The 13,440-nt window shown below is 64.6% G+C and carries 8 protein-coding genes; all 8 read right to left on the minus strand.

Translation table 11 applies throughout. The annotated features are described in order from the left end of the window. Positions 1-1,186 (minus strand): acyl-CoA carboxylase subunit beta (locus ACO48X_RS05290; protein WP_485001078.1); only part of this gene is annotated, 1,186 nt, incomplete at its 3' end. Then, positions 1,183-2,994 (minus strand): acetyl/propionyl/methylcrotonyl-CoA carboxylase subunit alpha, encoded by a 1,812-nt coding sequence (locus tag ACO48X_RS05295; protein WP_485001079.1) that lies wholly within the window; start codon positions 2,992-2,994, stop codon positions 1,183-1,185. The genes ACO48X_RS05290 and ACO48X_RS05295, both read right to left, overlap by 4 nt. Next, a complete protein-coding gene (locus ACO48X_RS05300; RefSeq protein WP_485001080.1) occupies positions 2,991-3,893 on the minus strand; it encodes a biotin--[acetyl-CoA-carboxylase] ligase in 903 nt (300 codons plus the stop codon). Before ACO48X_RS05300 ends, ACO48X_RS05295 begins: the two co-directional genes overlap by 4 nt. 472 nt (positions 3,894-4,365) lie before the next feature. Next, a complete protein-coding gene (locus ACO48X_RS05305; RefSeq protein ID WP_485001081.1) occupies positions 4,366-5,358 on the minus strand; it encodes a malate dehydrogenase in 993 nt (330 codons plus the stop codon). A 126-nt stretch (positions 5,359-5,484) separates the two neighbouring features. Next, entirely contained in the window at positions 5,485-7,503 is a 2,019-nt protein-coding gene (locus ACO48X_RS05310; protein ID WP_485001082.1) for an ATP synthase subunit B family protein, read from the minus strand. 365 nt (positions 7,504-7,868) lie between these two features. Next, positions 7,869-8,225, minus strand: coding sequence for a hypothetical protein (locus ACO48X_RS05315; RefSeq protein ID WP_485001083.1), 357 nt, complete (start codon positions 8,223-8,225; stop codon positions 7,869-7,871). Between the two features lie 740 nt (positions 8,226-8,965). After that, positions 8,966-10,624: a glucose-6-phosphate isomerase gene (gene pgi / locus ACO48X_RS05320; protein WP_485001084.1), complete on the minus strand. Its 1,659-nt coding sequence runs from the start codon at positions 10,622-10,624 to the stop codon at positions 8,966-8,968. Positions 10,625-10,740: 116 nt separating this feature from the next. Then, positions 10,741-13,440: pullulanase-type alpha-1,6-glucosidase (pulA, locus tag ACO48X_RS05325; protein ID WP_485001085.1), on the minus strand; the 2,700-nt coding region annotated here is incomplete at its 5' end.

Here is a 13,440-nt window from a genome sequence, read left to right on the forward strand (position 1 = left end):
CGCGCCTGATGATTCCCGCGTGTTCCTGCTCGGCCCCCGGGCGATAGCCGGGCACGTCGACCAAGGTGACGACGGGCACGTTGAAAGCGTCGCAGAATTGGACGAATCTTGCGGCCTTCTCGGAGGCGTCGACGTCGAGCGTGCCGGCCTCGTGCATCGGATTGTTCGCGACGATTCCCACGGACTCCCCGTCGAAGGCGGCGAAGCCCACCGTGATCGACTGGGCGAACATCTCTTGGACCTGCACGAACTCGCCGTAATCGACGAGGGCGCGTATGACCTCGACCATGTCGTAGGGCTGCTTCGAAGACTCGGGGACGATCTGGGAGAGCCTCGCGGCGTCGGCGGCGTCCTCGGGGCCCTCTTCGTAGTCCCATCTGCGGGCCGCCCCCTCGCAGTTCGGCGGGAGGTAGGTCAAGAGCGTGCGCGTGTAGTCGAGGGCGTCGGCTTCGTCGTCGGCCAGGTAATGGGCCACTCCCGACTGAAAATTGTGCACTTCGGCGCCGCCCAAGTCGGCGAAGGAGACGTCCTCGCCGGTCGTCGCGCGGACAACGTCGGGCCCCGTGACGAACATGTGCGAATTGTCGCGGGTCATGACGATGAAGTCGGTGAGGGCAGGGCAGTACACGGCGCCGCCGGCGCACGGGCCGAGGATGACGGAGATCTGCGGGATCACGCCGGAGGCTTCGCAGGTCTTCTTGAAGATGCGACCGTACTGGGAAAGGGCGAGCACTCCCTCTTGGATTCTGGCGCCGCCGGAGTCGAGCATCGCGACGATGGGAATGCGCAGCTCGAGGGCCTTGTCCATAAGGGCGGTGATCTTGTTGCCCTCGACTTCGCCGAGCGTGCCGCCTTGGATCGAGAAGTCCTGAGCGTAGACGGCGACCGACTCCCCTGCAACCGTGCCGATTCCCGTCACGACTCCCGCGCCGGTGAACCCTTCGGCCATGTTCCCGCCGCGGAACCGCCCGATCTCGGTGAAGCTCCCCTCGTCGAGGAGTTCGGCTATGCGTTCGCGAGCCGTCTTCTTGCCGACGGCGTGCTGGCGCGCCTCTGCCTTTTCCTGGGCCAAATCGATGAGACCTTGCTGGTAGGCCGCGAAGTCTTCGCGATGGATCTCGTGCGGAGTGAGGTCCATCGTCTGGGATGTGTCCGGAAGCGTCCGGAGTTTCGTCAACGACATCATTTCTCCTCGGTGGTCTCGTCCTCGTTGCGCACGACTCGCACGAGGGGTTGATAAGCGGACACGTTCTGGCCTGCCTCGACGGCGATGTCAGTCACTTTCCCGTCGTAGGGCGCGTGGACGTAGCTCTCCATTTTCATAGATTCGAGCACGACGAGCAGGTCGCCGCGGGAGACTTGCTGTCCGCTGTCCACGCAGACGCGGACCACGATCGCCTGGATCTGGGAGTTGACCATCCCCGTCGGATCGACGAGTTCGCCGGATTTCGCGTCGTTCCGTGCGCGGGCGCCCCCGCGAAGGGGCTGGAATCCCCGGTTCCGCGAGGTGCCGACCGTCGTGGCGAACATCGTGCGCGGGACGGTCAGCTCCATCCGGCGTCCGTCGAGCTCCACCACGAAGGTCGCCCTCTCCTCGGCCGCGGTCGACGCGGGAGTGGCGCTCACCGACGCCGCGGGGGCCACGCCCAAGGAGGAGGCCTCCTCGGGATCCGCCAGTTTGGGCAGGACGACGTCTTCAAACCAGCGGGTCGACGGCGGCGCCGGGCTGAACTCGTCGAGGGCGATCACGGCCGAATACAGCGACGCCGGCGTCGCCACCCCCTTGATTTCCAGTTCGGCCAGGGATCTGCGCGAGCGGGCGATCGCGGCCTCGCGCGTGGGGGCCGTGACGATGAGCTTTGCGAGCATCGGATCGAAATCCGACGTGACGACGTCGCCCTCGTTGATTCCCGACTCGATGCGCACGCCATGGCCCAGCGGCCAGCGCAGTCGCGAAACGGTTCCCGTGGAGGGAATCATTCCCGAGGCGGGGTCTTCGCAGGTGATGCGGAACTCGAAGGAGTGGGCCCGCGGCGAGGGGACCTCGGCAAGCCGCTTCCCCGCGGCGATGCGAATCTGCTGCTCGACCAAGTCGAGGCCCGTCACTTCTTCGGAGACGGTGTGCTCGACCTGCAATCGCGGGTTGACCTCGAGAAAGTTTACACGGCCGTCGGCTTCGACGAGGAACTCGCAGGTGCCCAGCCCCTCGTATCCGACGGCGTCGAACAGCCGGTGCGACCAGTCTGCGAGGGTCCCTTCGACGCCCTCCGGCAGCGCGGGCGCGGGCGCCTCCTCAATGAGCTTTTGGTTTCTGCGCTGCACGGAGCAGTCGCGGGTGGAGACGACCGCGAAGTTGCCGAAGGAGTCGCGGGCGCACTGGGTTTCGACGTGCCGCGCCGTGCGGATGAAGCGCTCGACGAAGAAACCTTCGGCGTGGTGGCCGTGGGCGGTGAAGAAGACGTCGAGGTCGGCGTCGGATTCCATCACCGTGATGCCGCGGCCTCCCCCGCCGTCGGCCTTCTTCGTCACGATGGGGAAGCCGTTTTCGGCGACGAAGGCGTCGACGACGTCGCGGCCCGTGACGGGGTCCGACAGCCCGGCCACCGGGCTGACGTCCACGGACTCGGCGAGGCGGCGGGCCTTGATCTTGTCCCCCAGGGCGTCGAGGACCTCTGGCGACGGGCCGATCCACGCCATGCCGGCCTCCAGCACCGCCCGCGCGAACTCTGGGACCTCGGAAAGGAAGCCGTAGCCCGGATGGACGGCGTCGGCCTCGGCCTTGCGCGCGATTTCCAGCAGCTTTTCGGCGGTCATATGCGTCTCCGCGTAGGCGGCCCCGACCAGCGCATACGCTTCGTCGGCTTCCCGGACAAACTGGGCGTCGCGATCCGAATCCGAGTACACGGCGATGGACTTGATACCCATGTCGCGCGCCGTTCGGATGACTCGCAGCGCGATCTCCGAGCGATTCGCGATGAGGACGCGGTTAATCAACGTATTTCTCCTTCCGCGCGGGGCTGCATGCCCAGCAGAGAGACTTCGCCAGAGGTGACCACTTCGAGGCCGTTCCTCGTTAGGATTTCAAGGGATGCGTCGGGAAGGACGCGAATGCCTTCGCCCACAAGCGGTTCAAGGCGCGGGCGGCCCACGACGACGCCCGGCCGGAGCGTTTCCGTGACGGCGTTGGCCTCGTCGACGAGGCCCGCAGCCTGCGGGTCGCCGGCGTCGGCCAATGCGTCGAGCCGAGCGTGCAGGCCTTCGAGGTACGTGGCGATGAGTTCGTCGCGTCCGGCTGTTTTCAGGCCGGACGTCAAAAGAGAGGCGGCCGTGGGGGTGGGCAGCTCGTCGGCCTCGAGCGAGAGGTTCAAGCCCCACCCGAGGATGCACGCGACCTTGCCGTCGCGCCTGCCGCAGACTTCGCCCAGAAGCCCGCCGAGTTTGCGCGGCCCCGCAGGCGTGATGGCGACGACGTCGTTGGGCCAGCTGATCGCCGTCTCGGCCCCGCCTTCTTGCTCGCAGTGCCGCCGAACCGATTCAAGCGCGGCCATTGCGCCCGCGAGCGTCACCCACGCCAGACGGTCGGCGATCGATTCGTCGAACTCCAGAAGAACGGAAACGAGCAGGGACTTCCCCGCTCGCGTAAACCATGGGCGCCCGACTCTTCCCCGAGCCGCTGTCATGTTGTCGGCGATCATGACGGCGCCCGCGGGAACCGAGCCCTCGCGCCACAAATCGGCGAGGTCGTCCTGCGTCGAACCCGTGAGCTCTGTATGGAGAACGATGGGCGACTGCTTTCCCGTCAGCGGAAAACGAGCCTGGCCAACGACATGTGCCTGGGCCTGCCCCGCCTCGCCTAGACGCTCTCCCGCACTGTCCACACGCTCTTCGGACAAGTAACACTCCAATCTTCCGCCCTCGCGGGCGCGATCCGCGAGGCAATCCCTCGGAGCCAACACTTACGAAGCAGTAATCTACCTTAAAGTACTCGATAATCCCAATCGTTGAGTGTGGTGTATCAATCATAATCTACAAACACGCCTTCCATAATCGACAAACGCGCCGCTTCCACGCCCGAAGCGCCCGGTTTTACGGGGCGGTATGCAGCGGATTCGCTACGGATGCCATTGCCAAATAAAGGAATCGACGGGGCTGACGGCACAGGAAACTTCTCCCACTGTGATCCTCGTCAACCTACAACGGGCGAGGGCTTTCAAATCTCGGGCGGGCCGTTCGCGAGGCAGTGGATTTGAAGGGCTCCCGCGCGCGTTGTTCTTTGCCGCGCTTTCGTTTCAGCGCACCCGAACAAAGGAAGGCCTCCTCCCGAAGGAGGAGGCCGCCTGTGAAATCAAGGCCGCCGCAGGCGGGCTACTTGATAAGGCCCAGGGCGCGGACCGCGTCCAGTTCTTCCTGGGCCGCCTTGATGTTGTGCTCGATTCCGGCGCGCGTGCGGTCGGAGACCTCCAAGCCGTCGACGACGACCCATTCGCCGTTCTCGGCCGTCGCGGGCATGCCGAAGATAAGTCCTTCGGGCACGCCGTAGTGCGTTCCGTCCTGGTAGACGCCGGGGGTGACCCAGTCGCCTTCGGGCACGCCGTTGACCCAGTTGTACACGTGGTCGATCGCAGCAGAGGCGGCCGAGGCGGCCGACGACGCCCCGCGGGCCTCGATGATCGCCGCGCCGCGCTTGGCGACGGTCGGAACGAAGAAGGACTCCAGCCATTCGGCGTCCACGAGCTCGGAGGCCGGCTTGCCCGCCACCGTGGCGTACGAGACGTCGGGGTATGGGTCGGCGGAATGGTTGCCCCACACCGTCATCTTCTTGATGTCCGCGACGGGCGCCCCCGTCTTGGCGGCCAGCTGCGAGATGGCGCGGTTGTGGTCGAGCCGCATCATCGCGGTGAAACGCGACTTGGGGACGTCGGGGGCCGAGTGCATGGCGATCACGGCGTTGGTGTTCGCCGGATTGCCGACGACGAGGACCTTGACGTCGTCGGCCGCGCGGTCGTTGATGGCCTTGCCCTGCGGCCCGAAGATCCCGCCGTTGGCCTCCAGGAGATCGGCTCGCTCCATTCCCTTGGTGCGCGGGCGCGCGCCCACGAGCAGGGCGACGTTCGCCCCGTCGAACGCGTCGTCGACGCTGTCGTAGACATTGACGGACTCAAGAAGCGGGAAAGCCGAATCGTTGAGCTCCATGGCCGTGCCCTCCGCGGCCTTCACTGCCTGCGGAATTTCCAACAGGTTGAGGCGCACCGGCGTGTCAGAGCCGAGCAATGCGCCCGAAGCGATGCGGAAGAGGAGGGCATAGCCGATGTTTCCGGCGGCGCCCGTAACGGTGACGGTAACTGGCGTACGAACCATCAGGTCTCCTTTGTCTGGATTCATTCGTCGCGGTCGTGGACTCAGCGCGTTGGCGCAATGTTCGGCGCGCTCGCGCCCACGGTCAAGAATAGGCGCTGCGGCCCGTTTTTCTCAGGTCCCTTGGACCTAGAAATTTTCTGCGCCGTTGTGCTGGGGCCCCTTGTTGTGCTGCGGCGCGGCCTGGCCCTGCTGCCAGGTCGCCGCATCGCCGCACTGCCAAGTTCCGGCCTCCAAGAAAGTGACTTCCCTGCCTTGCTCGTAGTCGGAGGCCTGACTGGGCCCTTGCGGGGACTGCCGAGCATCTTCCTCGCCGTCTCGCCTCCTTCCTGCGGCCAGGCCGGCGACCGCCCTGGCCGTCGCAGAAGCGGGCGGCGCATCGGGGGCAGACCGCCAGACGATGCCGCCCTTTCCAACCGACCCCGCAGGCCGCGGCGAAAGGCCTTGCTTGAACATTCCGTTTTTCGGCCCGTACGCAGGCAGGCCCGCGGATTTCACACCCGGTCCGCCCGTCGAAGCGCGCAAGCCAGCGACGTTCCCGCGGGCGGCCCCTGCGCCACCGGCTCCAGCGCTTCCCGCGCGTTGAACGGCCGCGTTCTTCGCCGCCGCTCCCGTTCCGCGCGCCGCCCCGGCAAGGCCCGTCCCTCCGCGCGCCGCCCCGGATCCGCGAACCGAACCGGCCGCACGAACCGAACCGGCCAAGCCGTTTCCACGGGAGGCTGCGGCTCCGCGGGCCGCATTGCCGCGGCCCAAATTGCCTCCGCGCGCCGAGGACGATGCGCCGGCCCCGGTCTGCGCGCCGCGGGCGGTCAAGGCGCCGACGCCGCTTCTCGCAGCCTTCGAACCCGCACCCGTGCGTCCGTATCCCCCGGAGGACCCTTGGGACGCATTCGGCACGCTTGCACGCGAAGCCGTCGTCGCGCCCTTGACAATGCCGGAACCGCGAGCCGGCGCCTGGGAGACTGCGCGCTGCGCCGTCGTCGCTCCCCGAACTATCCCGCCGCTGCGAGCGGAGGCTGCGGCGGGACGGGCGACTCCCGACGCGCCGCCCCGAGCCAAAGCGCCTTTCGCCGCAGCGCCCTTCGTCGACGTCGCCGACGCCTCGCGCGCGGCCGTCGTCACACCCCGAGCCATTCCCACGCCCCGCGCCGCCGCGCCGTTCGCCCGCGCTGCCGCCCCCGACTGACTCGCGGCACGCGCCGCGCGAACCGCCTGATAAGCCTTGTACCCGGCGACGGCGGCGCCTCCCGACGCCGCTGCGGCGACCGCAGCGGGATTGTGCACGGAGGGCGAATGCAGGATCGAAGGACGTGCCGCTCCCTGGAAAACGTCGCCGGTCTGATGGACCGTGAAATGCGATCTCTGCAATGCCAGGCCGCCGTCCCCGCCGGGCGAGACGCTTCCCGAGCTTCCGGCGGAAGGGTCGGGGACCGTTGCCGACCACTTCGTGGCCGATCGAATTGGGCCGGAGGCGGAGCCGCCCGAACCGCCGGCGTCGCCAGAGCCTGAGCCGCCCGCGCCCGAACCGTTTTGCCCGCTGCCGGAGCCGCCGCCCGAGCGTCGGCGGGAATCGCTGCCGTCAGAAGACTGACGGTTGCCAGAACGGCGCCTGCCGGGGTCGTTCCCGTTGGAAGAACCTGTTTCCCGGTCTCCGAAAGCCGGAATGCACTCGATCGCAGCCGCCGTCCGCTCTCGCAGAGTGGTCAGCACGGTGATCGCCTGATTCTCCGCCTTGGCATGCGCGGCGTCGAGCATCCGCACAGCGTGCATTTCCGCCTGGAGGTACGGTTCCTTTTGGATGATGGAATCGTACTGGGCCTGGGCGTTCGCCAGCTCCTTCTGAATCTCTGTGTTCTTGTTTTGCGCCTCTCGCCCGGCGTCCAGAGCTTCTTTTCGCGCCCCCACGATGACCCCGATGTCCTCGGAGTGTCGACGCACTTTCTTGCCGAGGTCGTCCAAGTTGGCCGTCACCGCGTCAGCGGTGGAGCCCCTGATCGCCGATCCCAGATTTGTCGCGACCGATTCGGTCAAAGCGGCCACAGAATCAAGCTCCTCCTTGATTGTGCCCAGAATTTCGCTCGTCGCATCGTTGGCGCTTGGATCCCACGGTTCAATCCCGCGAAGCCTGTCGGCATTGGGAGTCGCCATGACTCCTCCTTTCGTTCTAGCAGACCTCCGTCCTACCGACGTCGGCCTTGCCGTCGCCGCCATTCGAATCGACGTCGGCATCCGGAAAAATGTCTATGTGCTTTTAGGTTGTCTCTGTGTTTCTAGATTCTCTAGCTTCTAGGTTCTCTAGTTTCTAGGTTTTTCACGCACTCTAAACGTCTATGCGCGCCTCCATATATTGACTATGCGCTCGCAAACGATCAGCACGACGGTCGTCGGTTCGACGACGCCGAGAAACGGCATAAACGCCACGGCCGACTTCCTTTTCCAATCAGATGCCCTCTCTTTAAGTCAGAAGTTATGTTTTCAATCAAAGCCCTTGAGGCTAAGTCGAAAGTCTATCTTTACGGCGTGTTCGTAGATATGAAGGAGAACTTATCGGTCAGCCCGTTTAGCTTCGTCATAATATCTTTTCTTTCACTCTCGTCAATTCCCGCAAAATTCTGCACAGCTTGTTGAAGATCAGAAACGATCCCTTTATACCGCGACGATATCTGCCCCAGTCGATCATCGATCCTCGCCAACGAACCCCGAAGAAGCAGTCCAAACTGGTCAAGCTCGTTAAGCTCTGACCAGATTTCACTCGATTCTCTGACACCGTCATAAAACTTGTTTTTAGCGCTGTCGAAGTTGTCCCCTGCCGACACCAAGAGATTCAGTTGCGCATCGAAGCTGTCTCTGTCGAGATAGAAGATCCCCACGGATTCCCCCTGTCTTGCTCTTTCATGTGCCTTGCCACAAGGCCCGAAAACCCCAGGCGTCGAAACCCTCGGCCGCCGCAACCGCACCGTCAATGGGTGAGGCTTCCGCGAGTTCACGGCTATTGACTTACTTCAATAATAGTCAAAATGTAAAGAACGATCCATCAGTTTCAAGGGGAAAACGGGTGCAGGTCTCCCCAGTCTAAAAACTAGACCAACCTATAAACACAAAGGCTTTACTTCAAGAACAAATCGTTTAAGAAACTTTAAAAAACACAAAAACCTATCTGATAGAAGCCATGTCATTAAAATGAATGGATACAAGCTTTCATATTAAAAACTTAGGAAAATAGATCGTTGAGCAAATAAAGCAACGAAAAGCTGGATTGAAACAATAGAGGGAACGAGCCGACGGGCCGCCGAACCGAAGACCGGCAAGTCGCCGAGCTGACGGCGTCAGGGCCGACGGTGTCAGGAGCGCGACCAGAATGCCGGTGACAGAGCGGCGCAGCGGGGCAAAGCGCCGCCTATGTGCGCGCCGCCGTCTCTTCGGGTGAAAGGGCTGTCCCATTCGGTGAGAGGGCGGCGCGCACATCAAGCCCGGCACAGATGGATGCGCATCGGGTCGAGTCAGATTCGCGTCGGGACGAATCGTTCCGGTTCGGATTGGCTCTAATTGCTGCAGGCAAGAGCCACATCGGCGTCCAATCGCTCCCGGCGGGGTGGCTCCCGTCAGGGTCTCATTTGCGATTGGCGCGATAGTAGTCGATGAGGCTTGCGGTCGAGGAATCCTGGGCCGCGAGGGCTTCGGCGTCGCCGGCGATGGCGGGCCCCAGATCCTTGGCCATCTGCTTGCCCAGCTCCACGCCCCACTGGTCGTAGGAGTCGATCCCCCAGACGGCGCCCTGCACGAAGGTGATGTGCTCGTAGAGCGCAATGAGCTGGCCGAGGACCGACGGCGTGAGCTCGGGGGCCATGATCGACGTCGTCGGCTTGTTGCCCGGGAAGATGCGGGCGGTCACGATCGCCTCGGGCGTTCCCTCTGCGCGGACCTCCTCGGCTGTCTTTCCGAAGGCGAGAGCCTTGGTCTGGGCGAAGAAGTTGCCGAGGAACAGCTCGTGCTGATCCGTCCCGTCCTCGTCGGAGAGCGCGTGGCGCGGATTGGCGAAGGCGATGAAGTCGGCCGGAATCAGCTGGGTTCCCTGGTGGATGAGCTGGTAGAAGGCGTGCTGGCCGTTCGTTCCGACCTCGCCCCAGAACACTTCGCCCGTTCCGGTGGCGACGTCGCTGCCGTCCCAACGCACGCGCTTGCCGTTCGATTCCATCGTCAGCTGCTGAAGATAGGCCGGGAAGCGATGGAGGTACTGGGAGTAGGGCAGCACAGCGTGGGTCGCCGCGCCGAAAAAGTTGGCGTACCAGACGTTGAGCAGCCCCATGAGCAGGGGGACGTTCTGCGCTGCGGGAGCCTGCGCAAAGTGCTCGTCGATCGCCCTGAAACCAGCCAGGAAGTCGGCGAAGTTCTCGGGCCCGATCGCGATGGCCAGCGACGTGCCGACGGCCGAGTCCACGGAGTAGCGCCCGCCTACCCAGCTCCAGAATCCGTAGGCGTTTGCCGGATCGATGCCGAATTCGGCGACCTTTTCGAGATTCGTGGACACGGCGACGAAATGCTTGGAGACGGCGCCTTCCGTCTCGAGCCCGCGCTCGGCGAGGCCGCCCAGCAGCCACGCCCTGCACGCCCTCGCGTTCGTAAGCGTCTCCAGGGTGGTGAAAGTCTTGGAGGCGATGACGAACAGGGTGGTCTCAGGGTCGAGGCCGCGGAGCTTCTCCCCCGCGTCCGTCGGGTCGATGTTGGAGATAAAACGGCACTCGAGGCCTTCCTTGACGTACGGCTTGAGCGCCTCGTAGGCCATGACGGGCCCGAGGTCCGATCCGCCGATGCCCACGTTGACGACGGTGCGGATCGGCTTGCCGCTGGCCCCCGTCCACTGGCCCGAGCGCACGCGCCTCGCGAGATCGTAGACCCTTTCGAGGACCTCGTGGACGTCGGCGACCACGTTCTGGCCGTCGACCGTCAACTCGTCGGTTGCAGGCCTGCGCAGCGCGGTATGGAGAACCGCGCGGTCCTCGGTGACGTTGATGTGTTCGCCCGCGTACATGGCGTCGCGACGCGCGGCGACGCCCGTCTCGTCGGCAAGTTCGAGCAGAGCCGCGAGGATTTCCTCGTCCAGATAGTCCTTCGACAGGTCGACGAAGAGGTCGGCGGCACGGCGGGAGTAGCGCTCGGCACGCTGCGGGTCCTCGGCGAATGCGCGCCGGAAATCGGGGACGTAGGCGGAGGCGGTCTGGGCAAGCTTCGCCCATGCCTCCGTTTGGGTCGGATCGACGGGTGCGTTCACGTTTCGTTCCTTTCGTTGGCTCCCTCTTGCCCGGCGAACCGCGCTCGGGAAGGTCCTTGTTCTTGAGCCCAATCTTAGACGTTGGCCCTCCGGGCTTTAAGCCTTGCCTCGAGCTACTAAAGGTCGGCCTCGGCTGCCTGGGCAAGCGTCAGCACCGCGACAGTGCGCGCGGGAATCGTGACGGTTCCCGTCGCGCGGTCCCATGCGGTGGCCTTGACGACGTCGTCGGAGCCCTTCGCCTGCACCTCGGAGAGCTCGTAGGCTTTGCCCTCCATTCCCTCGATCTTCTCGGTTATCGGCTTGGGCGAGGCGTTGAAAACGGCCAACACGCCGTCGAGCCTTCCGTCGCGGTCCTTGCCCTTCGTGTCGTCGATGCTCATGACCAGAAGGCCGGGAGTCGCCGAGGGGCCCGAGTTCGGGAAGGAGACCTTCTCCCGGATGGAGGCGGCGTCTCCAAGCGTGAACAGAGGAGTGCTCGCACGCAGCTTGAGAAGGTCGAGCGCCTGAGAGTGGGCCGCGGCGATGTCGGCCCTGTCCGGTTTGTTCGCCGGATTGGACATGTAGGAGCTCATCGCCTTCCAACGGACCGAGTTGTCCCTGGCGGGAGGCAGGCCCACGCCGAAGTTGGACTCCTTTCCCGACCAGTCGACTGCGTTGAACCAGTCACCCGAGTTGTAGGAGTTGCGGTCCATGGACTTCGAACGCAGAAGGTCGGTTCCGGCGTGCCAGAACACCGGAGACTGGCCGAGGGTCGCCGCGGCCAAAGACAGGGTGTTCATCCGCACCCTGTCCGACATGCGGGAGCCTCCGGGCATCTTCCACATGTTGAGGTCGAAGAGGGTCTCGTTGTCGTGGGCGTCGACGTAGTTGACCGTCTCTTCCGGCTGAGTCCCGTAGCCGGCCACCTGGCCGTTGAAGTAGATCTCGCTCCCCTTCTTGAGGGTTCCGTCCGCGGCATGTATTTCGATGGAGCCGATGTTTCCGGCCAGCCCCACACGGATGACGTCGGTGTACGACCGCAGCATGTCGGCGTCACCGCCCGCGACTCCGTTGGGATCGGTAAACAGACCGTTTCCGAAGCCCTGCGTGTCGTTCTTCCCGTCGGACTGGGAGCCGTGGACGGCGTCGCGCAGCCTGTCGTTGAACGTCCCTATCCCCGTTCCGCCGAGGGTCCCTTGCACCGACGGCGCGAATCGCGAGCCGTCGGCCGTGGTTCCGAAAGACCAGCCCTCCCCGTACAGGTACATCTGAGAGCCGTCCACGCCGTCCTTGTCCAACGTCAGCGAGTCTAGCTCGGCGCGGATTCGCTTCATCGTGTCAACCGAATTGAACTCCATGAGGTCGAAGCGGAATCCGTCCACCTTGTAGGCTTTCGCCCAGGTCAAAAGCGAGTTGACCATGAGCTCCTCGGCCATGGCGTGCTCGGTGGCGAATTCTCCGCAGCAGGGCGTCGTGAGCGTTTGGCCCTCGTATCCCAGGCGGTGGTAATAGCCGGGGACGATCTTCTCGAACACCGATTTTTCGTCCTGCCCGTGGGCATACGTGTGGTTGTAGACGACGTCCTGGACCACTTGGTACCCGGCAGAGTGGAGATTGCCGACCATGTCTCGGTATTCCGCCGTTCGCTCGCCCCCGTACTGTTTGACGGCGTAAGAGCCCTCGGGAGTCGTGTAATGGAAAGGGTCGTACCCCCAGTTGTAGGCGTCGGTGTCCGCCACCTCGCCGACGGCGGCCTGCTGTTCCTGCGACGTCGCCCCGGAATCGGGCACGTCGACCGTCGCCTGCGCCGCGCGGCTCTCGGGGACCGAGCCGAAGTCGTAGGTGGGCAGAAGATGTATCGTGTTCATCCCCGCGCGGGCGAGCTCGCGAAGATAGGCCATGCCGTGGGAGCCCTTGACAGAGAACGCGCTGTAGGTTCCGCGCAGCCGCTCGGGGACGGTTGCGTCCGTGGCCGAGAAATCGCGCACGTGCATCTCGAGGATCGACCTTTCGGCCTGGTTCGAGATGGCGGGCGCGGCATTCGCCCTCCACGACTCGGGCTGATACCTCGGGTCGTCCAAATCGAGCACAACCGAGCGCTTTGAATCGGTGGTCAGCCCCACCGAGTTGGGGTCGGTGACGAGATTGTGCGCCACGGTGTCCGCAAGACTCTGTTGAGAGGCGTCTTCCTTCGTGACAGACGTCTGAGGTATGTAAACCTCGACGTCGTAGACGTAGGACCTGTCGGCCCACGAGGCGTCTCCCTCGATCGTCCACGACCCGTCGGACTGCCGTTCCATGGGATGCTCCTCGTACGCGGCGACGTCGCCGTTCGCGTATAGGCGGAGGGCGACGGACTTCGCCGTCGGCGCCCACAGCGAGAGGGTGGGCACGCCGCCGCCGGAGGACACCCCGTGCCTGCGGCGCTTGGCAGCGGCAGCGTAGAGAAAGTCAAGCACGCGGGCGGTTTGGAGGGAGGAAAAGGCAATCGGCGCACCGTCGGCGCCCACTTCCATGACGGCCGTTTGGCCCTTGAGGATCTCGGCGACGTCGATCTTCCCGGAAGGCCGCAGAGCCGTGTAGTCCCTTCCGTCAGGCGTGTATGAAGCCGTGATGTAGGGGTCGCGCCGCTTCTGATCCTCCGTCAGGCCGCCGCCCTTGACGACGAGCTCGACGGAGCCGTCGGCGCCCGTGACGTTCGCGCCCGTGCGCTTCATTCCTCCGCGCGCGGCATAGTAGAGGCGGTAGGCCGCCCCCTCTCCGCTCGGCCACGCTATCGTCTCATCGTCCAGCCACAGACCTATGGCTTGTCCCTCGCCCTTGACGGGCCCGTTCGT

The sequence above is a fragment of the Peptidiphaga sp. genome (assembly GCF_057238965.1).

Excerpts from the sequence above, each read along its gene's own strand:
- ACO48X_RS05305 (WP_485001081.1), bottom strand. The coding sequence starts at position 5,358 with ATGGTTCGTACGCCAGTTACCGTCACCGTTACGGGCGCCGCCGGAAAC.
- ACO48X_RS05310 (WP_485001082.1), bottom strand. The coding sequence starts at position 7,503 with ATGGCGACTCCCAATGCCGACAGGCTTCGCGGGATTGAACCGTGGGAT.